Source organism: Micromonospora parva, assembly GCF_040649675.1.
Lineage (GTDB): Bacteria > Actinomycetota > Actinomycetes > Mycobacteriales > Micromonosporaceae > Micromonospora > Micromonospora parva.
The window spans coordinates 209,062-233,255 of the sequence record NZ_JBEZFX010000005.1; the positions used below are offsets into that span (position 1 = coordinate 209,062).

At 70.6% G+C, this 24,194-nt stretch carries 23 protein-coding genes, 1 tRNA gene and 1 pseudogene; 13 read left to right on the plus strand and 12 right to left on the minus strand.

Annotation, left to right across the window (positions count from 1 at the left end):
• The first annotated feature begins 31 nt into the window (after positions 1-31).
• Entirely contained in the window at positions 32-781 is a 750-nt protein-coding gene (locus tag AB0C03_RS14735) for a ZIP family metal transporter (protein ID WP_210865025.1), read from the plus strand.
• 156 nt (positions 782-937) lie between these two features.
• Complete coding sequence (locus AB0C03_RS14740; protein WP_210865063.1) at positions 938-2,122, plus strand: hypothetical protein; 1,185 nt, start codon at positions 938-940, stop codon at positions 2,120-2,122.
• Between the two features lie 172 nt (positions 2,123-2,294).
• Here the strand turns inward: AB0C03_RS14740 and AB0C03_RS14745 are convergent, their stop codons facing one another.
• The 4 genes and pseudogenes from AB0C03_RS14745 to AB0C03_RS14760 all read right to left on the minus strand — a co-directional run.
• Positions 2,295-3,377, minus strand: a complete 1,083-nt coding sequence (locus tag AB0C03_RS14745; protein ID WP_210858219.1) for an NAD-dependent epimerase/dehydratase family protein — start codon at positions 3,375-3,377, stop codon at positions 2,295-2,297.
• A gap of 157 nt (positions 3,378-3,534) precedes the next feature.
• Positions 3,535-3,837, minus strand: coding sequence for a hypothetical protein (locus AB0C03_RS14750; protein ID WP_210865027.1), 303 nt, complete (start codon positions 3,835-3,837; stop codon positions 3,535-3,537).
• Between the two features lie 115 nt (positions 3,838-3,952).
• Positions 3,953-5,002: a GlsB/YeaQ/YmgE family stress response membrane protein gene (locus tag AB0C03_RS14755; RefSeq protein ID WP_357637086.1), complete on the minus strand. Its 1,050-nt coding sequence runs from the start codon at positions 5,000-5,002 to the stop codon at positions 3,953-3,955.
• Positions 5,003-5,066: 64 nt separating this feature from the next.
• A pseudogene (locus tag AB0C03_RS14760) lies at positions 5,067-5,420 on the minus strand (PadR family transcriptional regulator); the annotation flags it as partial.
• 233 nt (positions 5,421-5,653) lie between these two features.
• Here AB0C03_RS14760 and AB0C03_RS14765 point away from each other — a divergent pair.
• A tRNA-Lys gene (locus AB0C03_RS14765) sits at positions 5,654-5,728 on the plus strand.
• A gap of 182 nt (positions 5,729-5,910) precedes the next feature.
• Here AB0C03_RS14765 and AB0C03_RS14770 read toward each other — a convergent pair.
• Together AB0C03_RS14770 and AB0C03_RS14775 are read right to left on the minus strand one after the other, a co-directional pair.
• The gene (locus AB0C03_RS14770; RefSeq protein WP_357637087.1) at positions 5,911-6,813 is read right to left on the minus strand and encodes a tetratricopeptide repeat protein; all 903 of its coding nucleotides are present in this window, start codon (positions 6,811-6,813) and stop codon (positions 5,911-5,913) included.
• A gap of 77 nt (positions 6,814-6,890) precedes the next feature.
• Positions 6,891-7,778 (minus strand): helix-turn-helix domain-containing protein, encoded by an 888-nt coding sequence (locus AB0C03_RS14775; RefSeq protein ID WP_051708477.1) that lies wholly within the window; start codon positions 7,776-7,778, stop codon positions 6,891-6,893.
• Positions 7,779-8,015: 237 nt separating this feature from the next.
• Here AB0C03_RS14775 and AB0C03_RS14780 point away from each other — a divergent pair, with 237 nt between their 5' ends.
• From AB0C03_RS14780 to AB0C03_RS14790, 3 genes are all read left to right on the plus strand, one after another.
• Entirely contained in the window at positions 8,016-8,753 is a 738-nt protein-coding gene (locus tag AB0C03_RS14780) for an SDR family oxidoreductase (RefSeq protein WP_030332313.1), read from the plus strand.
• A 24-nt stretch (positions 8,754-8,777) separates the two neighbouring features.
• On the plus strand, positions 8,778-9,080 hold the full coding sequence (locus AB0C03_RS14785) for a hypothetical protein (RefSeq protein ID WP_030332311.1): 303 nt from the start codon (positions 8,778-8,780) through the stop codon (positions 9,078-9,080).
• A 138-nt stretch (positions 9,081-9,218) separates the two neighbouring features.
• Positions 9,219-9,989, plus strand: a complete 771-nt coding sequence (locus AB0C03_RS14790; protein WP_030332309.1) for an IclR family transcriptional regulator — start codon at positions 9,219-9,221, stop codon at positions 9,987-9,989.
• Between the two features lie 263 nt (positions 9,990-10,252).
• On the opposite strand, the gene AB0C03_RS14795 is transcribed toward AB0C03_RS14790, so the two are convergent.
• Positions 10,253-10,375: a hypothetical protein gene (locus tag AB0C03_RS14795; RefSeq protein ID WP_280940604.1), complete on the minus strand. Its 123-nt coding sequence runs from the start codon at positions 10,373-10,375 to the stop codon at positions 10,253-10,255.
• A gap of 68 nt (positions 10,376-10,443) precedes the next feature.
• Between AB0C03_RS14795 and AB0C03_RS14800 the strand changes: the two genes are divergently transcribed.
• Positions 10,444-11,874, plus strand: a complete 1,431-nt coding sequence (locus AB0C03_RS14800) for an extracellular solute-binding protein (protein WP_030332306.1) — start codon at positions 10,444-10,446, stop codon at positions 11,872-11,874.
• Positions 11,875-12,002: 128 nt separating this feature from the next.
• On the plus strand, positions 12,003-13,910 hold the full coding sequence (locus AB0C03_RS14805) for an ABC transporter permease (RefSeq protein WP_245233626.1): 1,908 nt from the start codon (positions 12,003-12,005) through the stop codon (positions 13,908-13,910).
• A gap of 112 nt (positions 13,911-14,022) precedes the next feature.
• On the opposite strand, the gene AB0C03_RS14810 is transcribed toward AB0C03_RS14805, so the two are convergent.
• The 3 genes from AB0C03_RS14810 to AB0C03_RS14820 all read right to left on the minus strand — a co-directional run bounded on the left by AB0C03_RS14810 (position 14,023) and on the right by AB0C03_RS14820 (position 16,854).
• Entirely contained in the window at positions 14,023-14,634 is a 612-nt protein-coding gene (locus tag AB0C03_RS14810) for a dihydrofolate reductase family protein (protein WP_030332302.1), read from the minus strand.
• A 138-nt stretch (positions 14,635-14,772) separates the two neighbouring features.
• The gene (locus AB0C03_RS14815; protein WP_030332300.1) at positions 14,773-15,666 is read right to left on the minus strand and encodes a helix-turn-helix domain-containing GNAT family N-acetyltransferase; all 894 of its coding nucleotides are present in this window, start codon (positions 15,664-15,666) and stop codon (positions 14,773-14,775) included.
• 27 nt (positions 15,667-15,693) lie between these two features.
• Entirely contained in the window at positions 15,694-16,854 is a 1,161-nt protein-coding gene (locus tag AB0C03_RS14820) for a low temperature requirement protein A (protein ID WP_051708475.1), read from the minus strand.
• Between the two features lie 182 nt (positions 16,855-17,036).
• Here AB0C03_RS14820 and AB0C03_RS14825 point away from each other — a divergent pair, with 182 nt between their 5' ends.
• A complete protein-coding gene (locus tag AB0C03_RS14825) occupies positions 17,037-17,501 on the plus strand; it encodes a DUF8243 domain-containing protein (protein ID WP_357637097.1) in 465 nt (154 codons plus the stop codon).
• 49 nt (positions 17,502-17,550) lie between these two features.
• Here AB0C03_RS14825 and AB0C03_RS14830 read toward each other — a convergent pair whose 3' ends face one another.
• Entirely contained in the window at positions 17,551-19,950 is a 2,400-nt protein-coding gene (locus tag AB0C03_RS14830; RefSeq protein ID WP_357637100.1) for a glycoside hydrolase family 65 protein, read from the minus strand.
• 168 nt (positions 19,951-20,118) lie between these two features.
• On the opposite strand from AB0C03_RS14830, the gene AB0C03_RS14835 reads away from it, so the two are divergent.
• Positions 20,119-20,748 (plus strand): phosphatase PAP2 family protein, encoded by a 630-nt coding sequence (locus AB0C03_RS14835; RefSeq protein ID WP_357637104.1) that lies wholly within the window; start codon positions 20,119-20,121, stop codon positions 20,746-20,748.
• 31 nt (positions 20,749-20,779) lie between these two features.
• Here AB0C03_RS14835 and AB0C03_RS14840 read toward each other — a convergent pair whose 3' ends face one another.
• Positions 20,780-21,457 carry a prepilin peptidase gene (locus tag AB0C03_RS14840; protein ID WP_357637413.1) on the minus strand — a complete coding sequence of 226 codons (678 nt, stop codon included), beginning with the start codon at positions 21,455-21,457 and terminating at the stop codon, positions 20,780-20,782.
• 594 nt (positions 21,458-22,051) lie between these two features.
• On the opposite strand from AB0C03_RS14840, the gene AB0C03_RS14845 reads away from it, so the two are divergent.
• From AB0C03_RS14845 to AB0C03_RS14855, 3 genes are read left to right on the plus strand one after another with little or no spacing between them, the layout of a single operon-like run.
• Positions 22,052-22,618 (plus strand): hypothetical protein, encoded by a 567-nt coding sequence (locus tag AB0C03_RS14845; RefSeq protein WP_357637105.1) that lies wholly within the window; start codon positions 22,052-22,054, stop codon positions 22,616-22,618.
• Positions 22,612-23,535 (plus strand): hypothetical protein, encoded by a 924-nt coding sequence (locus tag AB0C03_RS14850; RefSeq protein ID WP_030332288.1) that lies wholly within the window; start codon positions 22,612-22,614, stop codon positions 23,533-23,535. The genes AB0C03_RS14845 and AB0C03_RS14850 overlap by 7 nt, the downstream gene beginning before the upstream one ends.
• Positions 23,532-24,194 carry an SAF domain-containing protein gene (locus tag AB0C03_RS14855; RefSeq protein WP_030332281.1) on the plus strand — a complete coding sequence of 221 codons (663 nt, stop codon included), beginning with the start codon at positions 23,532-23,534 and terminating at the stop codon, positions 24,192-24,194. Before AB0C03_RS14850 ends, AB0C03_RS14855 begins: the two co-directional genes overlap by 4 nt.

Below are 24,194 nucleotides of genomic sequence, written 5' to 3' on the forward strand. Positions count from 1 at the left end.
CGCCCGCACCCCACCGGGTACGGTCCCCGGAATGCCAGAGTGGTTACAGGCGGGCGGATGGGGACTGCTGGCCGGGTCGGCGCTGCTGATCGGGGCGGCGGTCGGCTGGTTCGTCCGCGTCCCACAGCGGCTCACCGCGTCGGTGATGGCGTTCGGCGCGGGGGTGCTGCTCTCCGCGGTCTCCTACGAGCTGATCGAGGTCGCCCACGACCAGGGCGGACTGCTGCCCACGGTGATCGGCGCGGCCGGTGGCGCGGCTGCCTACACCCTCGCCAACGTGGTGCTGGCCCGGCGCGGGGCGCGGCACCGCAAGCGGTCCGGCGACCAACAGCCCTCCGAGGGTGAGCAGCCCGGCTCCGGGTCGGCGATCGCGGTCGGCGCGCTCCTCGACGGCGTACCGGAATCGGTGGTGATCGGCGCCAGCCTGCTCAGCGGTGGCGCGGTCAGCCTGGTCACGGTGGCGGCGGTGTTCCTCAGCAACGTTCCGGAGGGGTTGTCCAGCGCGGCCGGCATGCGGCAGGCCGGCCGCACCCGACGGTACGTGTTCCTGCTCTGGACCGGGATCGCGCTGGTCAGTGGCGTCGCCGCGCTGGTCGGCAACACTCTGCTGGGCAGCGCGCCGCCGGAGGTGCTGGCCGCCATCACGGCGTTGGCCGCCGGGGCGATCCTCGCCATGATCACCGACACCATGGTCCCCGAGGCGTTCGAGAACGCGCACCTGCTGGTCGGTCTGATCACGGTCGCCGGCTTCCTGACCGCCTTCGCCCTCTCCCACACCTGATCACCGGTCACCGCGCCACATCCGGCGCGGCGGCGGGCGCGGCTTGGCGGCGGGCGGCGGGCGCGGCTTGGCAGCGAGCGTGGTTTAGCAGTGCATTAAGCCGGCTCGGCGGATTCGTCACGGCGCGGTCGCGGCTCCTAGCATCACCTGGTGCGCATGACGTCGCTTGCCGCTCTCCTCGTCCTCGGTGTCGCCACCGCGACCCTGCCCGGCTGCGCGTCCGACGACCCGGCCCCCGCCTTCGAGGCCGGCTCGACCGCTTCGCCGACCGCTTCTCCGACCGGGGGTCAGAGCGCAGCGCCACAGGCCCGGGACGGCCTCGGAGGCCCCGGGGCCAGCGCGAGCCCGAAGCCCGCCAACAAGGTGCTCACTGCCGGCAACCCGAACGGCAAGGCGACCGTGCCGGCCGAGGCCCGGGCGGTGGACACCTCGAAGCCGACCCGGACCATCGGCACCGGCACCGCGGCGAGCTGCACCTCGGCGGCGGTGGTGAAGGCGGTGGCGGCCGGCGGTGTCATCACGTTCAACTGTGGACCCGCCCCGGTGACCATCAAGATGACCGCCACCGCGAAGGTCCGCAACGCCAACGGGCCGAAGGTCGTGCTGGACGGCGGCGGCACTGTCACGTTGAGCGGCCAGGGGCAGCGCCGGATCCTCTACATGAACACCTGCGACCAGGCCCAGGGCTTCACCACCTCGCACTGCCAGAACCAGGATCACCCGCAGCTCACCGTGCAGAACCTGACCTTCGCCGACGGCAACTCCACGGGCGAGAAGGCCGAGGGCGGCGGCGGTGGGGCGATCTTCGTACGCGGCGGGCGGCTGAAGGTGGTCAACTCGCGCTTCGTCCGCAACCGCTGCGACCGTACCGGCCCCGACCTGGGTGGCGCGGCCGTGCGGGTGCTGAGCCAGTACGAGAACAAGCCGGTGTACGTGGTGGGCAGCACCTTCGACGGCGGTTCCTGCTCCAACGGAGGGGCGCTGAGCAGCATCGGCGTGTCGTGGGTGGTGCTGAACAGTCTGCTGAGGAACAACGAGGCGATCGGCAACGGCGCCAACCCGGCGAAGTCCGGCACGCCCGGCGGCGGCAGCGGCGGCGCGATCTACTGCGACGGCAACGAGTTCACCGTACGGATCGCCGGCACCATCATCGAGAACAACAAGGCCAACGAGGGCGGCGGCGCGGTCTTCTTCGTGAGCAACAACCGCACCGGCACGATGAGGATCGAAAACTCGACGCTGCGCCGCAACCCCAGCGCCAAGTTCGAGACCCGCGGCTTCCCCGGAATCTTCTTCCTGGGCGCCCGCAACCCCACAGTGACAGCCTCCACCCTCTCCTGACCCCCCACCCCCTGCCGGCGCGCCGCGCACTGCGCCCGCGCCCCGCGCCGCGCACTGCGCCCGCGCCCCGCGCTCCGCCCGCGCACTGCCCCGCGCCGGTGATCAAGAGGTTTCGGTCAACTGGGCGGCGTTTTTTGACCGAAACCTCTTGATCAACACAGTGGGGTGGGGGTTAGTAGGGGTTTCCCTGGCCTGGGGGGCGGGCGTGCAGGAGGGCAGCGGGGCGGCCGGGCAGGTCCCGGGCGCCGGACATCGGTGGGCTCGCCGTGTGGTCGCCGTCGGCCATGCCGGCGAAGAGTTCCCTGAGCGCCGTCAGCGCACTGATCTTGGGCTGCCAGCCCAGCTCGGTCTCCGCGCGCTCGCTGGACATCAGCGGGGCGTTCAGACCCAGCTCCACCCAGCCCGCGTCGACCGGTTGCAGCCGCGCCCGCCAGGTCAGCGCGGCCGCCGCGCGCAACACCGGCGCGGCGACCGGCACCGTCCAACCGTGGAAGTGCCGGGCCACCAGCTCCGGAGTGAGCACCGGGTCCGCGGCGACGTTGAAGGCGCCGCGCGCATCACCCAACACCGCCCGGGCGTACGCGTCGGCCACGTCATCGGCGTGCACCGCCTGCATTCGCAACCGACGGTTCGTCGGCACCAGCGGAATCCGGCCGAAGCGCAACAACCGCACCGGCGCCAGCGGGCCGAGGAAGTACCGCGTGATCTCCGCACCGGCCGCCCGTTGGAAGATCAACCCAGGTCGCATGCGCACCACCCGCAGCGTCGGGTGATCGCGCTCGACCTGGTCCAGCAGCGCCTCCACCTCGGCCTTGTGCTCGCTGTACGACGAGCCGGGCACACCGGTCGCCGGCCACCGCTCACTGATCGGGTGGTCCTTCGGGCCGGGCGCGTAGGTGCCGACCGACGAGGCGTACACCAGAGCCGGCACGCGCGCCCCGACCACCGCGTCGATCACCGCCCGGCTGCCCTCGACGTTGGTCCGGCGCAGCACCCGCTGGTCGTGGCTGGGCTGGATCTGCCAGGCCAGGTGCACCACCGCGTCCGCACCCGCGAACACCTCGGCGAGCTGACCGGTTGCGCTCGGCGCGCCGATGTCGCAGGAGTGCCACTCCACCTGGTCGTACGGCTCACCGGCGTCCGGGCCGGGCAACCGTCGTACGACCCCGGCCAGCTCCACGCCCCGCTCCCGGCGCAGCCGCCGCAGCAGCGCCGTACCGACGTTGCCGCTAGCCCCCACCACCACGATCCGCATGCCCGATCCCGTACCCGCCCAGCCGCAGCTCAACCACCCACCCGCAGCGCCCCGCGCAGCGCACGGCCCTCGCCCCGCTCCCTTGATCGACTCGACTTCCTGAAAGTCGGGGCATCACCGCGTGCAGAACACCCCGATTTCCTGAAACCCGAGTCGATCAAGGCCGCGGGGAATGCCGTACCCAGCCGTGCTTCTCCTTCCCCCGCCGGCCAGCGGTGGCGGCCAGGCAGCGTGGGCAGATCCAGCCCACCGCGTCCGCCTCGGTCAGCACGTCAGTGCCGGAGTAGTCGAAGCGCACATGCGGGAAGCGCCGCAGCCGGGTCCGGCTCAGCGCCAGGCCACAGACCGTCTGGTTCTGGCCAGGCAGCCAGGCGTGCACCTCCCCACCCGGCTGGCGTACGCCATCGGGCCCGACCTCCTCCCCGGAGGCTGCCACGGCCGGCGCGCTGCTTGATCCCATGCCGGTAGTGGTTCCCCGCCGGCCTACACCCATGCGCCACCAGGCGAGGTCGCCCTGATCCGCTCCCGGCCACCGACCCCGTGCAGATAAGCGCCGCATCGCCGATCCGGCGACGTCAGGTCCCAGTCGTCGCCGTCGAACGGTGGCCGCAGGTCGGGCAGGCCTTGTCGAGCACCTGTCGACGTACGCTCTGGTGGCGTGCGGACTGGCCGGCGATGGCCGCCGCCAGCAGTGCCGCACCGACAAGAAGGATCGTCCCGGTTGTGGTGGCGTAGGCCGCCGCGCCCGGTCCGCCTCCCCGACTGCCCCAGATCCCTTGGCTGAGCTGGTCGGCGCCGAACAGGCCAGCCGGGGTGGCGAGCAGCAGGGCCGCCCAGAGGCCGGCGTCGTCGGCTCGCAGGGCGCGGCCGAGCCCGACGATCAGGACCAGTGCGAACATCAACCCCCCGGCCATCGCCAACAGTTCGGGCGTCGAGCCGTACGACGTGAACATGTTGCCGCCGTTCTCGGCGGCGCTGAACGCCACGGACGCGGCCGCCACAGCGCCGGCCGTGAGCGGCGGCAGGCTACGCGCGGCCCAGCCGGGATGGGCGGGCAGTGCGAGCGTGGCCAGGCCGAGCGCGACGGCGGGGATCAGCACGAACATCGGCGGTCGGGGTTGTCCGGTGAGGGCGGCCACGGGCGGCACGGCGACGGTCAGCAGGAGACCGCAGGCTGCGGCGGTTCGGGTCCAGGATCCGGGCAGCACCGTGGCGGTGAGGCCGACGAGCAGCCAGCCCAGCCAGATGACAGCGCCGAGGGTCTGGAACGGGCCGACCGGGTCCAGTCTGGCGAGGCGGGGGTCTTCGAACTCGACCTGCAAGAGGAAGAAGGCGGCGACCGCGACGAGGGTGCTCAGCGCGGCGGTCGCGGCCAGTGGGAAGGCGGCCGCCAGCCCAAGTGCGCCGTACCCGCGTAGTCGCTCCCGAATTCCGGCGCCGAGCAGGTCGAGGGCGTCGTGTGGGGACGGCCAGCGCCGCCCCGGTTCGACGGTGTCGAGGTACGTCCCGACGATCTCGTCGCCCCGCTCGGCCTGGTAGTCACCCGGGTAGGCCCACAGCAGTCGCCGGTAGCGGGACTCCAGCGGCGACCCGGCCTGTTCCGGGGCAGGGTGGGACTGGTTCATGCCGGGCCTCCGGTCGGTCGAGGATGGGGCGGGCGGCCGTTCCGGGGACGGTGAGAGGGCCACGTGCGGTGCCGCCAGCGGTGCGGGTGCCCGCAGGTCGAACAGCCAACCGCTGGGTGGCGGCCTCGACGTTGCGGCGCAGTCGTTCGGTCTCGGCGGTGAGCACTGACCGGCCCGCGTCGGTGAGCCGGTAGTAGCGGCGCAGCCGTCCCTCGACGACCTCCTCGCGGTCCCGCTCGACCAGGCCTTCGTCGGTGAGGCGGTCGAGTGCGCCGTAGAGGGTGCCGGGCCGCAGCGCCAGCCGCCCGCCGGAGAGGGCCGCGACGTCGCTGATGATGCCGTAGCCGTGCATGGATTCCCGCGCGAGCGCGGTGAGGATCAGGAAGGTGGGTTCCCGCAGTGGCGTGGGTGTGGCCATGGCCTCAATATATCGGTGATGAAGCTATGTCGGTGACAGAGCGGTGTGAAAGTTCGCCGCAGATGTCGAGCCGACTCGACCCACTTCGCCAGTTGGCCGGCTCGGTGGACCGCAGTGCACCATCACGGCGATCGTCCAACGCCCACACCGTCGTGGGCTTAGATCAACATCGCTGCGCCAGACCGGGGGCGGACATCAGCCGGGGCGTGGACGGTCGGGTAACCTGAGCGCGCGGGCCGCTAGCTCAATGGCAGAGCTGTGGACTTTTAATCCATAGGTTCAGGGTTCGAGTCCCTGGCGGCCCACCATTCAGCGCCTCTGAGCTGCGACAGCTCCAACCGATGATCATCGGGCACGGCCAGGGCACAACTCAGGCATGATCTTGGCTTCCGAGATGTGCGAACGAGTTGCCGTCCGCCGGCCGCAGAAGGTTGCCGACCAGGCGGCGCGGGCGGCCCTCCTCCGGTGGGACCTGCGTGACGGATCGATCTCAGGGCATGCGTGACGTGTCCCGGCTAGACGATCTACGGCCAGTCGTAGATTCTTCTGACAGGCGGCTGTGCCGTGCGCCGTGACGGAGCAGGAGAAGCCCGAAGGCGCCCGATATCGCAACAGCGGTCAGGCCAAGGACGGCTGCGGTTGGGGCTCCTCGGGTAGCGCCGTAACCCGCGCCTGCCGCGACAATTCCGGCGGCGCTCGCCGCTGCCGACACCTGGGGCAGTGTGAGCATCGGGAGCACGCCGCGTGCCGACCACGTGAACACGCCTCTGACAAGGATGACGGCCAGCGCGACAAGGCAAGGCCACACCATCCAACGAGCGGCCGTCGACCTGCCGGTGTCTACCGCGAACCAACCAACCAGCGACACGATCGCGGCCGGAAGGATCACCAGGTGCATCGCGACGGCTAGCTTCCGGCGATGGAGCCTTCGATATTGCCTGGCCAGGTGCCGTGCAGGGGCACTGTCCGGATTCACGGTGAGCGCCCGATCGATGAGCTCCTTGAACCGCGCTACATCGCGATCAACCTCGACGACGTTCCGGGCGAGCAGGGTCAGCGCCTCGTGGTCATCGGGTGCAAGCTCCACCGCGCGCTTCGCGTCGGCATACGACTCCCGGTCCCGCTTGAGCATGAGAAGAGCGAGCGCCCGGTAGCGGTAGGCAGCCACATCCTCGGGGTCGATGTCGATTGCTCGACCAGCCGCATCGACCGCAGCGGCATGGTCGCCGAGTCCAATCAGGGCGCCGGCGAGGCGGCGCCAGGCAATGGCGTCATCCGGGCGGGCGTTCAGGTGCTCGCGCAGCAGTTCGATGGCGGGCCCGAACTGCTCGGCCCGAACCAGCTCGCGCGCACGCGCGACCGCATCGTCGCCGTTTCCGGACTGCGGTTCCATGCCGCTGCTCCCTATCCCCGCCTGATCAGCCTGGCAGGCGGTACGCGCCTCTGATCGGCCCGACCCCTACATGGTCATCATGGCTCGTGCCTGTCGGCCGGGCGGTCGGGGGCTGCCTGGGATGGCTGACCTCCAGCCGCCGGCTGGGCCGCGATCACCCGATCTGCTGCCGCCAGGGCGGCCAGAGCCTCGGCGCTGTCCGGTTCAGGTGTGCCGACCAGCAGTTGTTGACCGGGAGCGTCGCGGACGTCGAAGGTCTGGTAGGTCAGCTCGACCCGCCCCGCCTCGGGGTGGTTTATGACCTTGAACATCCGGGTCAGACCCCGCACGGTCTGGTCTTCCCAGAGGGTGCGGAACGTCGGCGAGTCCCGTCGCAGGTCGGCCACGAGCGCCCGAATGTGGGGGTCTTCCGGGAAGCGGCCGGCGTTGAGGTGCAGGGCGTGTACGACGTTCTCGGTCAGGGACGGCCAGTCGGGGAAGACGGTGCGGGCCTGCGGATGCTGGAACAGCACCCGGACCATGTTGGTCGGGCCGGTGAACGGGGACAGCAGGGCGGCCGCCACGTTGTTGGTGGCCAGCACCTCGAATGCGGGATCGAGCACGTAGGCGGCGGCGGTGGGGAAGGCGTCCAGCAGCCGCAGCAGCGCCGGGTGCACGGAGTCCCGGGAGTTGTCCGGGCCGAGCCGGGGGTGGAGCCCGGCGAGCCGGAAGAGATGGCGGCGCGCGTCGGGGTCGAGGTGCAGGGCCCGTCCAATGGCGTCGAGCAGCTGTGCGGAGGGGTTGCGCTCCCGGCCTTGTTCGAGGCGGGCGTAGTAGTCGGCGCTCACTCCGGCCAGGACTGCGAGTTCCTCGCGGCGCAGCCCGGGTACCCGGCGGTCGCCGCCCCTGGGCAGTCCGACCTCTTTCGGGTCGACTCGCGCGCGGCTGGCCCGGAGGAATTCCCCGAGCCGGTTTGCATCGGGCATGTCGATCAGCCTAGGACTTCGGGCCGGAGTCTCCGGCCGCCTGGTGACTTCGCCGCCGGGTTGCGCCATCCGCAGGTGGAGAGCGCACGGGACAGAAAGCCCTTAAAGCGGATGAAAGGTACGCCGTGCCGGGGTGTGGCGCACCCCGGAAGCCTCGCCCTTCCAGGGCCCGCGTACCGGCCGGATTGTTGAGCTGCGGCGCTCGGGCAGCGGGCCCGACGTGCAGCAGGAGGATCAGTGGAAGACAGTCCCGGCTCGAAGATCGTTCTCATTACCGGTTCGAGCAGTGGTATCGGTGCGGCGACCGCCCGCCGGCTGGCCGCCGACGGCCATCACGTCGTGCTCGGTGCCCGACGCGTCGACCGGCTCGCCGCGCTCGTCGACGAACTGCGCGCCGCCGGTGGCACCGCCGAGCACCATGAGCTGGACGTCACGAGCCGAGACAGCGTGCTCTCCTTCGTCGGGGGCGCCCACGAACGGCACGGCCGCATCGACGTACTGGTGAACAACGCCGGCGTGATGGCGCTGTCCACCCTCGACGCGCTGCGGGTCGACGAGTGGGACCAGATGATCGAGGTGAACCTGCGCGGCACCCTGTACGGCATCGCCGCCGCGTTGCCGCTGATGCGCGCCCAGGGCACGGGACACATCGTCAACATCGGTTCCACCGCCGCCTACCGCGTCGACCCGACGGCTGCGGTCTACTGCGCCACCAAGTACGCGGTCCGGGCACTCACCGAAGGACTGCGCCAGGAGAGCCGGGACATCCGGGTGACCCTGGTGAGCCCCGGCTACACCCACTCGGAACTCGCCGAGCGGGGTGGCGACCCTGCGGTGCGGGCTGCCGTCCAGGCGGCGGCCGAAGAGCTGGGAATGCCGGCCTCGGCGGTAGCCGACGCGATCGCCCACGCGATCGCCCAGCCGGGCAGCGTCGACGTCAACGAGATCATCATGCGGTCGACCGCGCAGGGCTGACCGCGCATCACGAGGAGTGCACCAATGAGCGAAGCGCTTGAGATGACGACGTTCCGGCTCGTCCCCGGCCTCACCGGCGCCGACTTCGTCAACGCCAACGAGGACATCAACGACTACCTGCGGCGCCAGCCCGGCTTCCGGTGGCGTCGGATCGTGCAGGACGACGAGGGCACCATCACCGACATCGTCGCGTGGGACTCCGCCGCGGACGGCCGCCGCAGCGCCTCGGGGATCATGACCGAAATGGCCGATTCCCCGGTGCACGCCACCATCGACCACGCCACTGTCGACTTCCGGATCGTCCCGGTGCTGCGGCGCATCAGTTGATCCCGATCTGCCGGGACCACCCCTCCTGGACGACGCGTCCGAGACCTGGCGTCGAGGGCTGACGTCGATATCCTCTTCAGGTGCCGGCCCGTGTGGAGATCGTTGACACGGGCTCGGCACTGCGAAGGGACTATCGACATGCCCCGTGTGGTACCGGCGGTCAACCGCGCACTCAACGTCCTCGAGCTGTTCCTGGACTGCCCGCAACTGTCGGCGCGTCAGGTGATGGAGCGGCTCGACCTGCCCCGCACCACCGTCCACGAGCTGCTCGTGACGCTTGAGGCTCGTTCGTACCTGATCTCCGTACCGGGTCAGCCGGTGCAGTATCGGCTCGGCATGCCGCTGTTTCAGCTCGGCGCGGCGTTCGCGGGTCGGCTTGATCTGGTTCGGGAGGCGCAGTGCGTGGTGCGGGACGTGGCTGCCGCCTGCCACGAGGCGGTTCACGTGGCGGTGCTCGACGGCCCCGATGTCGTTTATCTCGTGAAGTTCGACAGCACGCACCCTGTCCGGATGGTTTCCGGGGTGGGGCGCCGGTTGCCGGCGCACTGCACGGCGGTCGGCAAGGTGCTGCTGTCGAGCCTCGATGAGGAGAGCCTGGACGCTGTCCTGACGAAGGGCGAGCTGCCGGGCATGACGCCGGAGAGCATCACCGACCCGGACCGGCTCCGCGAGCACCTCGATCGGGTCCGGGCGGAGAGTGTCGCTGTCGACATCGGTGAGTCTGACAGCGCCATGCGCTGCGTCGCCGCGGCGATCCGGGACCATTCCGGTGCCACCATCGCCGCGATGAGCCTGTCCGCGCCGATCATCCGCTGGACGCCGCAGGCGCACGTGGAGTGGACGGGGCTGGTTCGTGAGGGCGCGGCCGCGCTGTCGGCGCGCATGGGCTACCGGGCGCAGTCGCGGTAGTCGGCCTCCCGTTTTCGGTTCGAAATCACATCGAAACATTGACAGCTGTCTTGGCGCTGCTCTAGCGTCGCGACCACTCGATCCGGTATCTCGAACTCAGTTCGAAATCTCGAACGGTGGTGGTCTCGTGGCCCGACCGAACTGCAACGTCAGCGCAGCTTTCTCGGCCCGGTCGCCGATCGCCTCAACCTCGTCGCGCTACCCGACGAGCGGCGCGCGGAGTCTCTCGCGTGGCTCGCTCGGATGCCACGACGACGCGTGCGTCAGCGGACTCCCGACGGTGAGCGGCGGCGGGGCAACACCCGCCGCCGCAACCCCACCAACTTCGACAACGGGTACGCGAGCGCACTGATCGATGCGGGCGACGCGTCCGTGGTCGCCGTCATAGGCACACCTGGAGCACAGGCACGCCTTCGGCGTGCGGTGGTGCGGGGAGACAGAGGAGGCGAATTCCATGAACGACAACCTGGCGTGGTCCCGGCGTGGCTTTCTGGGGATGGGGGTGGGGGTGCTCGGCGCGGCCGGTCTGGCCGCGTGCGGGGGCACCTCCGAGTCCCCCAGCAAGGTGCAGCCGGACGTTCCGCAGGAACTGATCGACGCTGCGGCGTCGATGAAGGGTTCCTCGATGGGGATGCTGTCGCAGAAGCTGTACTCGACGGCGGCGAACGAAGCGCTCGACAGCTCGATCAAGAAGTTCGCCGACACCACCGGGACGAAGATCGAGAACAGTCTCGTCCAGGCTGACGCCGGTGACGTGGTCGCCAAGATCGACGCCGAGGTCAAGGGCGGGGTGGCCCGTGACCTGGCGTTCATGACCGACTCGCGGTTCGTCGCGCAGTTCCAGGCGCTGGGCGACCTGGAGGACGTGACGGACGTCGTCACGGCGTTGACCGCCAAGTACGGCGAGCCCTGCGCCGAGGCCAAGAACTTCTGCGTCTTCGACGGCAAGTGGTTCGCGATCCCGTACCACTTCATCGGGATCGGGTCGTTCCTGCGCAAGGACTGGATGCAGGACAAGGGCATCACCCCGAAGGACATCTACAGCTGGGAGGAGCTGCGGGATCTGTGCCTGGAGATCTCCGATCCGACCAAACGCCGGTTCGGCTGGGGCATGACGGTCAACCGCTCCGGCGACGGCAACGGCATGATCGAGGCGCTGATCAACGCCTACGGCGGGTCGATCGCCGCCAACGACGGCCGGAAGGTCACCTTCAACTCCCCCGAGACGGTGCAGGCGGTGACCTTCCTCGGCGACATCTACACCAACCCCAAGTACAAGCCGATGCTGCCGCCGGGGATCGCCAGTTGGACCGACACCAGCAACAACGAGAACTGGCTCGCCGGGATCCTCGGTTACACCCGCAACCAGTTCAGCGTCTACGCCGACTCCAGGACCAAGAAGAACCCGGTGCACGCGAACACCCACGTGTTCTCCGACTGCATCGGCCCGGCGACCGACAATCCGCTGCTGCTCGGCCAGTCGCAGGGCTTCGTCGTCTTCAAGGGTGCCAAGAACCCGGCGCTCGCCAAGCTCCTGGCGCAGTACCTGGTCAGCGCGCCCGCGCTGCTCGGGGTGGCGAAGGAAGCACCCGGCCTGGTGATGCCCGCCTGGGCGAAGGTCTGGGACGCCGACCCGTTCTTCACCAGCGGCGACCCGGCCTTCCCCATGCTGCGCAAGATCACTGAGTTGAAGCTGCCGCTGAACACGAAGAACGGCCTGGCCTTCCCGCAGAAGGCCAGCGCGGGCCAGCAGGCGGTCGGATCGGCCTACGTCCTGACCGACATGATGCAGCAGGTCGTGCAGGGCACGTCGCCGGCGCAGGCCGTGACGGCCGCCCACGCGAAGATGGTGCAGATCTTCAACCAGCAGGGGCTGCCGCAGTGAGCTCGGTCCGTCCTGCACGGGTCCCGACGGCGGCGAGGAAATCACCGCCGTCGGGGCCTGGCTCCCTCACGGCCGTCCAGCGGCGGCTGGGTCGCGACTGGCGACTCGCGGCCCTGTTCCTGGCGCCGATGGCCGTGCTGGTCGGCGGGCTCGTTCTCGTGCCGATCGCCCGGTCGATCATCACCAGCACCACCGAACGGCACGGGCAGGACAGCGTCTTCGTCGGCCTGGACAACTACCTCGCGCTCGTCGGCGACGACCAGTTCCACACCGGCGTGGTGAACTCGTTCGTCTTCACCGCGTACGCCGAGGTTTTCAAGGTCGTGCTGGGATTGGCCGCAGCCCTGCTGCTGCACCATCGCCGCCGTGGCCGGGCCCTGCTGGCCGGCCTGCTCCTGGTGCCGTGGGTGGTGCCGACGGTGGTGACGGCGTTCAGCTGGCGCGCGCTGCTCGACCCGATCTTCGGCAGCGTCAACACGCTGCTCACCGCCACCGGGATCGGGCCGCTGCTGGCCAGCGCGCACCTGGTCGACAGCTGGCCAGCGGGTTGGCTGTCCGACCCGTCGCTGGCCATGCCGTCGGTGATCCTGGTCAACGTCTGGAAGGGCGTGCCGTTCTTCACCGTGTGCTTCCTCGCCGGGTTGAAGGCCATCCCGGCGGACCTCTACGAGGCGGCGACCATCGACGGGGCCTCGGCCTGGCAGCGGTTCGCCAACGTGACGCTGCCCGGACTGCGCCACGTGATCACCGTGACGGTGACCCTGTCGTCGATCTGGACGTTCAACAACTTCGACCTCATCTGGTTGCTGACCCAGGGTGGCCCGGGCGACGTGACAGCGCCGTACGTGCTGATCGCCTACTCCAAGGCGATCCTCCAGCTCCAGTACGGCGCTGGGGCGGCGGTCACGCTCGTCATGCTGCCGATCATCGGCGGGCTGGTGTTCGTCCTGGTCCGGTTGTTGCGTCAGGACAGCAACATCAAACTGCCCCGCCGACGCCGGGCCGCACGATGGATCGGAACCCATCGGTGGACCGGTCCAGCCCGCAGGGCCCTGCCGTGGGTCATCACGGCGCTGGTCACCGGTCTGCTGCTCTGGGCATCGCCGGAGATCTTCTGGAAGGCGGCGGTGGTCCTCGGGGTGATTCTGCTGGTCGCGGCGGTGGTCGGCCGGGTCGTCTCGACCCTCCAGTCGCGAGGTGGCCGCCGGTCGTCGGCGGCGGTGTCGGGCGTCGGGTCCTGGGTCGCGCTGGCCGGTCTGCTCTTCTTCGTGCTCGGCCCGCTGTACTGGATCGCCGTCACGGCCTTCAAGTCCGAGGGCCAGGTCGTCATGCGTACCGACGACCTGTGGCCGACGCCGTGGACGCTGGAACAGTTCAGCGCCCTCTTCGCCAACCAGCCGTTCGGCCGCTGGTACCTCAACACTCTGCTGGTGTCGGCGGCGTCCACCGCTGTGGCACTGGTCTGCGCCGCCCTGGCCGGTTACGCGCTGGCCCGGCTGCGGTTCCGCGGGGCGCAGAGCTTCACCGTCACGGTGCTGCTCACCTACGTGATGCCGGGCGCGCTGCTGTTCATCCCGCTGTACCAGATGCTCATCGGCGCTCGACTCACCGACTCGTTGTGGTCGCTGGTGGTGACGTACCCGACCTTCACCCTGCCGTTCGCCACCTGGCTGCTGGTGGGGTACTTCTCGTCGATCCCCATCGAGCTGGAGGAGGCCGCACTTGTCGACGGTTGCAGCCGCGTCCAGGCGTTCGGACGGGTGGTGCTGCCGCTGGCCAAGCCGGGGCTGCTGGCTGTCGCGCTCTTCACCCTGACCAACGCCTGGAACGAGTTCCTCTTCGCCTTCGTGTTCATCACGAAGGACGAGTACAAGACGCTCCCGGTGGGGATGCAGTCGATGATCGCTGGAGACGTCGTGCCACAGGGACAACTCGCGGCGGCGTCACTGCTCGTCAGCATCCCCGTGGTGATCATGTACGCCCTCGGGCAGCGCTTCCTGACCGAGGGACTCACCGCGGGGGCGGTGAAGGGCTGATCCGTTCTGGCCGCTGGTGCCGTCGGCGACCGGCAGCAGCGGCCAGACCGGACTGCCTACCCGCGAACCTGGCTACGGCCGGGGCCCCGGACGGTAGGACCGCATCCACCGCTCATGCGGGCTCGTCTGCGGCCTCGGTGCGGGTGTAGGTCAGGAAGAGAGCGCCACTGCCCAGGACGGTGTGGTCGGTCAGCCGCCAGGTACGTGGGGCGAAGACGGCGTCCCGGCCGAACAGCGGGATGCCGGCGCCGATGGTCAGCGGGGCGAGTTTGACGATCAGCTGATCGATCTCGGGATACAGGGCACCGGCCAGGGCACCACCGCCGATCACCCAGACGTCCTTGCCGTCGTGTCGCTTGAGCTCTCGTACCGTGGCGATCGGGTCCTGGTCGACGACCTCGACGGCCGGATCCGGGCTGCTGCCCAGCGTGCGGGAGAACACCAGGTGGCGCAGGTGGGGGTACGCGTCGGTGACGCCGGCCTTCAGCCCCACCTCGTAGGAGTGGCGTCCTTCCAGCACGGTGTCGAACCGGCTGCCCTCGTCGGTGATGCCGAACGCCTGTCGGGCCGGGCCGGGCAGGGTCTCCGGGTACTCGGCGACGAGATGGCGCAGGTAGTCCTCCGGAACGGGCCAGAAACCGCCGGGGCCGGTGGGGTCGGCGCCGTCGGGGCCGGCGATGAAGCCGTCCAGGGTGGTGGCGATGTAATACACAAGCTTGCGCACTAACGACTCCTCGCGTGGGTGCCGGGGGCTGTTGTTCGCTCCGGCACCCACCAGCCTGCCCAGCGAGGCGGCGGTCTTCAAGGTCATTTTCGGTGCCGTGCCATCAGGTGGCGATCGATCCTGACCACTCGATCGGGTCTAGGCCAACCGCTTCTCGAACCAGTGGTGGGCGTAGTGCTCGGTGTTGTACGCCTCGATCTCCCGGTAACCGGTCGCCCGGTACAGGGCGATCGCCTCGGTGAGGTTGCGGTTGGTGTCCAGCCGGACGGCGGTCGCGCCATGCTCGGCGGCGTACCGTTCCAGCTCCCCCAGCAGCCGCCGCCCGACGCCGAGGCCGCGTACGGTGTCCGCCACCCACACGCGTTTGATCTCGGCGGCCTCGCCCCGGTGCAGTTTCACCCCGCCGCAGCCGATCGGTTCGCCGTTGAGGGTGGCGAGCAGGAGCACACCGTTGGGCGGGGCGAGCGCATCGTCGTGCAGCGGCTTGCTCAATGCGGGGTCGAACCCGTCGTCGAGTCGTCGGGCGATGTCCCGGACGTAGGCCCGGAGGCAGGCACGGGCCCGCGGGTCGCCCGGCGGGCACGGCTCGATGACGACCATCGACCCGACGAGCAGCCGTTCCACCTCGGCCATGGCGGTGACGAGTCGTTCCCGGCGGTGTTCGGTGAGCGGTTCGAGGATCGAGGCGGCGAGATCGTCCGAGCGCTGATCGAGGTCGGCCCACTGGGTCCGGCCGGCGTCGGTGAGCGTGGCGACACGTACCCGGCCGTCGCCGCCGGTCCGGTCGACCGGACCGACGGTGATGAGACCGTCGTTCTCCAGGGTGCGCAGGAGCCGACTGAGGTGTCCGGAGTCCAGGCCGAGCCGGGTGCGTAGCGCGGCGACCTCGGCACCGGCGGGGCCGATCTCCCAGAGCAGTCGAGCCTGCCCCAGGGGACGGCCCTGGGCCATGTACTCGTCGTCGAGCGCACCCACCCGTTGGGTGACCGTCCGGTTGAACCGCCGTACGGCGGCGATGAGAGCCGAGTCCATACACCTGACCTTAGTCAGGCTTATTGCCTACGCACCAGATCGGTGGCGGTAGGACCGGATGCCGGCGTGATCCAGAACGACCACCACCAGCACCACAGTGACGGCGACCGCGCTGACCGCCACCAGCGGCAGCCGCAGCACGGCCGCCGCGCCGGCCAACACGAACAGGGCGGCGACCCGGGGCCAGGAGAGCCGCCGGTGGATCGTCGCCGAGAAGAGGATCCGCCCGACGAGGAACAGCGTCGGGCCGCTCAGAATGACCACGACAGCGGTCGTGTCACCGGTCCGTAGGGGGTGGACGATGCTCAGTTCGGCGCCGACGGCGGTGACCACCAGCCCGGCGATCATCACCAGGTGCAGGTAACCGGTGATCACGCCGAGCCGGGCCGGATCGGCGCGCTCGATGGCCGGGCCGAGGCGCTGGCCGGCAGGCGTGACGTAGAGCAGACCGATCAGCACGGCGAGGGTGAAGACCAGCAGAAACGCGACGGTCTGTGAGAAGTGCAGATCGGTGCCGGCGTACGACAGGCCGGCGACCAGGACGAGTTCGCCGAGCGCGATGATCATGATCTGCTGGTACCGCTCGGCGAAGTGCTCACCGGCCAGGTGCAACTCCTCCCGCGTGGTCCGGCCCATCCCGGGTGTGGGGTAACCGAGCCTCGGACCGGTGAGGTCGAGAGCGAGGGCGAGCAGCCACAACGGCACCCGCCACTGCGGCAGCAACCCACCGGCGAGCCACGGTACGGCCGAGACGCTGAACCAGCACAGGATCCGCAGCGTTCGAATCTGCCGCGGATGACCGCGCAACCCGACAGCGGTCACCACCCCACGGGCAATGTGCACCGAGACGTACGCGGCGGCGAAGAGCAGCCCCCGCCCGTCCAACGCCTGCGGGATCGCCACCCCGGCCAGCAGGGTGCCCAGCGCGGCGCCCACCAGCAGCCACCGCACCGCCGGGCTCTGCGGGTCGTACCAGTCGGCGAACCAGGTGGTGGGCACCCAGATCCACCAGACTCCGGTCAACAGCAGGGCGGTGTGCAGCGCGCCGACCACTGTGAGGTCGTGCAGCAGGTGGGCGGCCAACTGGCTGAGGACCAGCACGAACGCCAGATCGAAGAACAGCTCCAGGAACGAGGCGCTCAGCGGCGAGTCGCCGCCCCGCAGCAGCCGCTCGGGTCTGCTCGCCATCGGCGCTCCTCCCGCTGGCGCACGGCCCCTGCGTCCGTCGTACCACCCGAGGCCGCGCACCGGAGCCGAAAGCGGTCAGCCGCGTAGCGACGACCCGCTGACCCCTCGTGTCGTTGATCCGGCTGCGCCCATGGTCACCGCTGACCACGGTGGGGGCACCGACTCAACGAGGAGGGAAGCCGATGACCGCTCAGCGCGAAACCGTGCAGGTCGACAACGACCTGTTCCGCGCCGTGTACGACTCACCCGCGTCACTGCCCGGCCGACACCGTTGGACCACCCCCGAGTCGGACGTCCGGCGGCTGGAGAAGCTGCTCGGCATGCCGGCACGCAGCATCGGCGCCCCGCTCTGGGTCAGCGGCGACGAACCCGACTGCCCGAAGTGCCGCCGGCGGATCACCTGGTACGACATCGTCTCGTCGGCCCTCTCCGGCCTGCACGACAAGACCATGATCGCCACGGTCATCCTCGGCGAACGCAAGTACGTCAACACCGAGATCCCGGACGCCATCGCCGGGGTGCGCTGCTCCGACTGTCACACCGCGATCGACGGTCTGCGCAGCTTCAAGTGCCACAACTGGGCGTACGCCTTCGAGGACCTGGAGGCCGTCCGCGAGCGGATGGCAGGTGGTCCCGCACCGATCTGAGCCGAGCAACGGACCCGAGACCATTGCGCGACAACACCAGCGAGGCGGTTCAGTCGGCCGAGCGGCGCGTGGGGCGGCGGCCGGGCGGGGAGGGCGGCTCCGGGCCCGGGTCCGGCACCGGCGGCATCGGCCGGGTGACCGGCTCGGCACCGGTGACCCGCAGCGACTCGCCGTGGTGCCACAGCTCGATCTCGGCGTCGCCGGTGGCGTCGGGCAGCTCGTAGCGGGCCTCCGTCGGAGTCAACGTGACCCGCAGCCGGTGGCCGCGCCAGCGCAGGCTGAACGCCAGCCGGTCGATCCGGCGCGGCAGGCGGGGGTCGAAGGAGAGCACCTCGCGGTCGTCGCGCAACCCACCGAAGCCCTGCACCAGTGCCAGCCACGCGCCGGCCAGCGAGGCCAGGTGCAGCCCGTCGGCGGTCTTGTCCCCCAGGTCGGCCAGGTCCTGCAGCACCGACTCGGCGAACAGGTCGTACGCCAGGTCCAGGTGCCCGACCTCGGCGGCCAGCACCGCCTGCGGGGCGGCCGACAGCGACGAGTCGCGGACCGTGCGGGCCTGGTAGTACGCCAGGTTGCGCGCCTTCTCGTCGGCGGTGAACTCACCGGGGCGAAGCTGCATGGCCAGCACCAGGTCGGCCTGCTTGACCACCTGCTTGCGGTACAGCTCCAGGTACGGGAAGTGCAGCAGCAGCGGGTAGTCGTCGTCGCCGGTGTTCGCGAAGTCCCACTCGGGTTGCTCGGTGAAGCCGGCGGCCTGCTGGTGCACCTCGCGCTCGCTGTCGTACGGGATGGCCATCGCATCGGCGGCGGCCCGCCAGCCGGCCACCTCGTCGCGGTCCACGCCGAGCCGGCCGGCCACCTCCGGATGCCGCTCGGCGGCGTCCGCCGCGCCGCGCAGGTTGCGCCTGGCCATCAGGTTGGTGAAGACGTTGTCGTCGACGAGCGCGGCGTACTCGTCCGGGCCGGTCACGCCGTGCAGGTGGAAGCCGCCGTCGCCCGACCAGTGGCCGAAGCCGTGCCAGAGCCGGGCGGTCTCCACCAGCAGTTCCAGCCCCGCCTCGGCCAGGAACCGCTGGTCGTCGGTGGCCGCCACGTAGCGCAGCACCGCGTCGGCGACGTCGGCGTTGACGTGCAGCCCGGCGGTGCCCGCCGGCCAGTAGCCGGAGCACTCCCGGCCGCCGATGGTGCGCCACGGGAAGGTCGCGCCGGCCAACCGCAGCTCGGCGGCCCGCTCCCGCGCCTCGGGGAGGTGGGCGCGCCGCCAGGTCAGCGCCGACCGGGCCACCGCCGGGGCCAGGTAGGTGAGCACCGGCAGGACGTAACTTTCGGTGTCCCAGAGGACGTGACCGTCGTAGCCGTTGCCGGTCAACCCCTTGGCCGAGATGGTCCGGTCGCAGTCCGGGCGACCGGCCTGGATCAGGTGGAACATCGCGAACCGAACGGCCTGCTGAAGCTCCGGATCGCCGTCGAGCCGCACGTCGGCGACCTGCCAGGCCGCGTCCAGGGCGGCGCGCTGGTCGGTGAGCAGGGCGTCGAAGCCGTCCGCGCGGGCGGCGTCCGCCTCGGCGGTGACCAGGGCGGCCAACTCGTCGGCGGGCGTCTCGTCGACCGCCGCCCACTCGTAGGCGGCGAACTTCGTCAGCCGCAACCGCTCCCCCGGGTGCAGACGACCCGTGACGGTCAGCCGTACCCGGTCCGGGGTGCAGTCGCCGGTGGTGGTCACCGTGTCCGGCCCGTCCAGCAGGTGGCTGACGGCGACCGCGACGCGTTGGCCGCTGCGCTCGGTGCGGTGCACCAGCACGCCGTCGAGGCCGGTCGCCTGGTACGTCTCGGCGGTCAACGGGTCGGTGGGCACCGAGGCGGCCCGAGGGTCGTCCGAGCGCTCCGGCACCTTCTCGTTTGCCAGCAGGTCCGAGCAGACGCGCAGCTCGACGGCGGTGTCCAACGGCTCGACGTCGTACCGGACGGCGGCCACCGGGCGACGCGGCAGGGACACCAACCGGGTGCTGCGCAGGCGCACGCCCCGACCTGCGAGTGAGATCCACTCGGTCTCCCGAGTCAGCACGCCGGTGCGCAGGTCGAGCACCCGTTCGTGGCGGCGCAGCGTCCCGGTCCGGAGATCGAGTGGCTCGTCGTCGACCCAGAGCCGGATCAGCGCGGCGTTTGGTGCGCTGATGACGGTGTCGCTGGCCGACGGGAACGCGTACCCCTCCTCGGGGTAGCTCAGTTCGCGCCGCTCGTGCAAGCCGTTCACGTAACTGCCCGGCATCCCGCACGGGGCACCCTCGTCGAGCACCCCGCGCCAGCCGATCCACCCGTTGCTCAACGCGAAGATCGACTCGGTCTCGCCGAGCCGGTCCTGGTCGGCCGCCGTGCGCCGGATCCGCCAGGTCTCGTCGTCGGCCAAGCCGGCGGTGGACTGCGGTTGATCGGTGGTCGAACCGGTTTGCACGAAGTCTCCTGTCGGCCGATGTCCTGCACCAGCCAACCAGAGCCAGCTGGACGAATCCTGGACGAAGGTCGCCAAAGCCACTCGACCTTCGACAGCGGCAGTGCCCGCTGCCGCGTTCCTAGGGTGTCCCCCAGGTGAACGAGGTATGAACGTGAAGTGAGGTGATGCATGGTCGACAACGGCAGCGTTGACGTTCCGGAGATCAGCGCCGAGTGGTACCGCGACGTCGTCGACGCCGCGGCCGGCAGCCCAGAGCCGGTGCAGTGGTTCGTCGGACACGCCACCGAGGGGGTGATCCTGCTGCTCGGCGCGCTGCTGCTGATGGCCGCGCTGAGCCGCCGCTCCGGCGGCTCGCACGACCGGGCACTCGCCCTGGTCGCGCCGCTGCCGGCCATCCTGGCGTACGTGGGCAGCGAGTTCCTCAAGACCGTGGTGGACGAGGAGCGCCCCTGCCGGACCATCGGCCGGGAGATCATCGCGAGCGCCTGCCCGCCCCCGGGCGACTGGTCGTTCCCCAGCAACCACGCCACCATCGCCGGCGCGCTGGCGGTCACCACGTTGCTGCTCTCCCGCCGCCTCGGCCTGGTCGCGTTGCCCCTGGCCGCGCTCGCCGCCTTCTCCCGGGTCTTCGTGGGCGTGCACTACCCGCACGACGTGATCGCGGGGGTGCTGTTCGGCGCCCTGGTCGCCGTGGTGATCACCCCGTTGCTGGCCCGCCCGATCGGCGAGGTGCTGCGCCGTCGGGCCGACCGTCAGGACAGCCCGGTCCCCAAACTGGCCGGCCGCTCGCGACAGTGACCGGCGACCCGGCCGGTCGCCGCCCGCCGGGTCAGGCCGCCAGCAGGACGGCACCCACCGTGCCGAGCAGCAGGAACGGGCCGAACGGCAGGTGACTGCTCCACTTGGCTCGGCGGGTGGCCAGCAGGCCCAGACTCACCACTGCGGAGAGCCCGAAGGTGAGCAGCATCCCGAACAACAGCACCGGCCAGCCGTACCAGCCGAGCAACGCCCCGACGCTGAGCGCCAGCTTGGCGTCGCCCAGCCCGAAGCCGCGGCGGCCGAGCAGCACGGCGGTGCTGGCGAAGAAGAGCGCCAGCCCGGTGCCGCCGGTGACGGCCCGCAGCCAGTGCCCCGGGTCGGCGTCGAGCGCGGCCACGCCGAGCAACAGCCAGGTCCCGGCCGCGGCGGGAAGGGTGAGCCGATCCGGCAGCCGGTGCACGGCCAGGTCGACGAGGATCGCCGGGATCGTCCAGCCGAGCCACCAGATCAACGCCGGTAGCGCCCCGTCCGACGGGCCGCCGACCGCCAGCAGCAGCACCGCCGCGAGCACGGCCACCTCGACGGTGCCCGGCGGTGGGCCGACGCGGGCGCGGCAGTGCCCGCACCGGGCCGCCGGGCCCAGCGCCGGCCAGGGGCGGGTCAGGCCGACCGGCGCGCCGCAGGCGTCGCAGCCGGTCCGGCTGGGCAGACCCGGGGGTACGGCGTAGCGCAGCGCGGCCAACCGCATCAGCGGACTGACCGCGAGGATCGCGAGCACGGCCAGCCGCGACCTCGCCACGGTGAACACGGATCGTGATCGAGGTATCGCTGTGGTGTGACGGATGGCGCGGAAAGCGACCTGCCGACCTGAGCCGGCGGGGGTGCTTTCGACCGCTTCGGCGTCGGGCGGGGCGGCCTGCTGATCGGCCGGCGACCCCGTTCGAATGCCGGGATGACGCCACGATGTCCCACTCCCGCGACCCGTGGCGAGACTCCGATGAGCCCGTTCGACCCAGCGACGTCCCATCAATAACGACCTTTCGCTCGGCCTTCGCTCCGGGCGCGGTGCGAACACCCGCCACCACCACCTGTCATCACGCAGAGTGTTCACTTGAATTGCCTCTGTTGCATTGGCGAGCGTCAGCCTATGCTCGCCCCTTGGGTGTGACGCAAGCCTCACCTTCGCCATCGGACGACACAGGAACCTGAATACGCAAAAGATCCGTAACGGTGAATGCCGAAGCGCAATGAACGGCTCCGGATGTGCTGATCCGGGCGCGCTTCCGCATGCCCGGCGGCGGTGAACAGCCACCGCCCCGGGCGACCACGAGGAGGCTCGACGGTGCGCGGACGGCAGCTCAGACGAGCGGCAATCTGCCTGCTGGCGATCGTGGCGGCGATACCGGCCACCGCCTGCGCCAGCGGACGGGGAACGGTCGAACGGCCGACCCCGGTACGCGACGACGGGCACCGGACCAATCCCGACGTCGATCGGCACGCTGCGGAAAAGGCGGCGCTTGACGCGTACTCCGGTTATCTCACGGCCTCCCGTAAGGCGGGCCAACGCAGTGATCCGCGCGCGCCGGAACTGTCCCGGTTTCTCGCTGATCCACTTCTGACTCGGGTTCGGGTGTCCATTCGCGAGGCTAAGGAGCACGGCGCCATGCGTACCGGAACGGTGAAGTCCGACCCGACCGTGACAGCCGTCAGCCTGGACGCGAAGCCGGCCACCGTGGAGATTCAGGACTGTCTCGACACGACCGGCTACCGGCTGGTCTACGCCAAGGACAAACGTCCCGTGCCGGGCAGCGGCGGCGGCCGGCACCTCTCCACCGCCACCGCAACCCGGTACCCGGACGGCCGCTGGTTGATCAACTATGGCGCGACGCACCGGGACCAGCCGTGCTGACCCGGTCCGGGACAACCCGGCGGGCACTCGCCGGGATCGGCCTCGCACTCCTGCTGGTGCTCGGTGCCACACTGCCGGCCACCGCCGCTCGACGGGCCGACCCGGGGGCCGGTTGCCCGCCCGATCAGCCCGACTGCAGCGTCTGGGACGACGAACCCGGCAACCCGGGCGGTCCCGGCGGCGGAGACGACGGTGGGGGTGGAGACGGCGGTGGCGGCGGGGGCGGTGTCTGCCAGTGGAACGGGCGGACCATTCCCTGCTACGACGAGGACCTGGGCTGGTTCAACAACGGCGACGGGTGCTACTACAAGCTGACCGAGGGGCCGACCGAGCCACCCGAGGGCGAGCAGTGGTACCTGCAGACCTGCAACGGCGGCGACCTCGGTGCCCAGGACGTGGTGACGCTGGCCGACCCGCCGGCCGGCTTCGGCGCACCGCCGAACCCGGAGGAGCTGGCCCGCCGCGCCCTGGCGTCGATCAAGCTGCTCCCGGCGCCGCTCAGGGTCGCGCCCCGCAAGAGCATCGGCCCCGGACTCGTCGGCCTGCCCGTGTGGATGTGGGCGGCACCGAGCACCAGCTACTTCGGGCCGCTGACCGCGTCCGCGTCCGACCGGGACGTGACCGTCTCCATCGAGGCGAAGGTCCGCGAGATCGTCTGGGACATGGGCAACCAGGAGCAGGTCTCCTGCGACGGCCCCGGCACCCCGTACGACCCGAAGGGTGACCGGGCCGGCGGCACCTCCCCGGACTGCGGCTACGACAAGGGCTACCAGAAGGCCGACACCTACCAGGTCACCGCCACCACGTACTGGACGGTGACCTGGAGCGGCGGCGGCGAGAGCGGAGTGATCCCGGTGACCCGAAACAGCGGCACGGTGCCGATCCAGATCAACGAACTCCAGGTGGTGACCCGATGAGCCTCGCGACCCGCAACGGGACCGGATCCGTGGACGCGCCCGTCAACCCGCCCACTGTGGTCCGCCAGCGGCGGGTCCGCCCCGGGCTGCTCGGTCTCGCCGTCCTCCTGATCGCCCTGGGCGGGCTGGGCGCGGCGTTCGCGGTCACCTCGGTCCGGGCCACCGGCAGCTATCTGGCGGTGGCCCGCCCGGTGGAGGTGGGCCGCGAGATCAGCGCCGCGGACCTGGTCACCGTGCAGGTCGCCGGCGGGCAGGGGCTGCGCCCGGTGCCCGCCGGACGGCTCGACGAGGTGGTTGGCAAACGGGCAGCTGTCGCGCTGCTTCCGGGCACGCTGCTCACCCTGGGACAGGTCACCGACGACCCGCTGCTCGGCCCCGGCCAGCAGCAGATCGCGCTGGGTCTGAAGACCGCCCAGGTGCCGGCCCGTGAACTGCACCCCGGCGACAAGGTCCTGCTGGTCAGCACCCCGGACACCAGCACCAACGGAGACCCGCCCGCCGCCGCCGGCACCCGGTTCCCGGCCACCGTCATCGACATGGTCAGCCCCGGCAACGACGACAAGGTCCTGTACCTGGCGCTACTCACCCGTGACGTGCCCGCCGTGGTGGCGCTCGCCGCACAGGAACGGCTCGCCGTCGTGCTGACCGAGGCGGCCTGA

Bases quoted from the DNA above. Each gene is read 5' to 3' on its own strand.
- AB0C03_RS14735 (WP_210865025.1), top strand. From the start codon at position 32: ATGCCAGAGTGGTTACAGGCGGGCGGATGGGGACTGCTGGCCGGGTCG.
- AB0C03_RS14740 (WP_210865063.1), top strand. From the start codon at position 938: ATGACGTCGCTTGCCGCTCTCCTCGTCCTCGGTGTCGCCACCGCGACC.
- AB0C03_RS14745 (WP_210858219.1), bottom strand. From the start codon at position 3,377: ATGCGGATCGTGGTGGTGGGGGCTAGCGGCAACGTCGGTACGGCGCTG.
- AB0C03_RS14750 (WP_210865027.1), bottom strand. From the start codon at position 3,837: ATGGGATCAAGCAGCGCGCCGGCCGTGGCAGCCTCCGGGGAGGAGGTC.
- AB0C03_RS14755 (WP_357637086.1), bottom strand. From the start codon at position 5,002: ATGAACCAGTCCCACCCTGCCCCGGAACAGGCCGGGTCGCCGCTGGAG.
- AB0C03_RS14770 (WP_357637087.1), bottom strand. From the start codon at position 6,813: ATGGAACCGCAGTCCGGAAACGGCGACGATGCGGTCGCGCGTGCGCGC.
- AB0C03_RS14775 (WP_051708477.1), bottom strand. From the start codon at position 7,778: ATGCCCGATGCAAACCGGCTCGGGGAATTCCTCCGGGCCAGCCGCGCG.
- AB0C03_RS14785 (WP_030332311.1), top strand. From the start codon at position 8,778: ATGAGCGAAGCGCTTGAGATGACGACGTTCCGGCTCGTCCCCGGCCTC.
- AB0C03_RS14790 (WP_030332309.1), top strand. From the start codon at position 9,219: ATGCCCCGTGTGGTACCGGCGGTCAACCGCGCACTCAACGTCCTCGAG.
- AB0C03_RS14795 (WP_280940604.1), bottom strand. From the start codon at position 10,375: ATGACGGCGACCACGGACGCGTCGCCCGCATCGATCAGTGCGCTCGCG.
- AB0C03_RS14800 (WP_030332306.1), top strand. From the start codon at position 10,444: ATGAACGACAACCTGGCGTGGTCCCGGCGTGGCTTTCTGGGGATGGGG.
- AB0C03_RS14805 (WP_245233626.1), top strand. From the start codon at position 12,003: ATGGCCGTGCTGGTCGGCGGGCTCGTTCTCGTGCCGATCGCCCGGTCG.
- AB0C03_RS14815 (WP_030332300.1), bottom strand. From the start codon at position 15,666: ATGGACTCGGCTCTCATCGCCGCCGTACGGCGGTTCAACCGGACGGTC.
- AB0C03_RS14820 (WP_051708475.1), bottom strand. From the start codon at position 16,854: ATGGCGAGCAGACCCGAGCGGCTGCTGCGGGGCGGCGACTCGCCGCTG.
- AB0C03_RS14825 (WP_357637097.1), top strand. From the start codon at position 17,037: ATGACCGCTCAGCGCGAAACCGTGCAGGTCGACAACGACCTGTTCCGC.
- AB0C03_RS14835 (WP_357637104.1), top strand. From the start codon at position 20,119: ATGGTCGACAACGGCAGCGTTGACGTTCCGGAGATCAGCGCCGAGTGG.
- AB0C03_RS14840 (WP_357637413.1), bottom strand. From the start codon at position 21,457: ATGCGGTTGGCCGCGCTGCGCTACGCCGTACCCCCGGGTCTGCCCAGC.
- AB0C03_RS14855 (WP_030332281.1), top strand. From the start codon at position 23,532: ATGAGCCTCGCGACCCGCAACGGGACCGGATCCGTGGACGCGCCCGTC.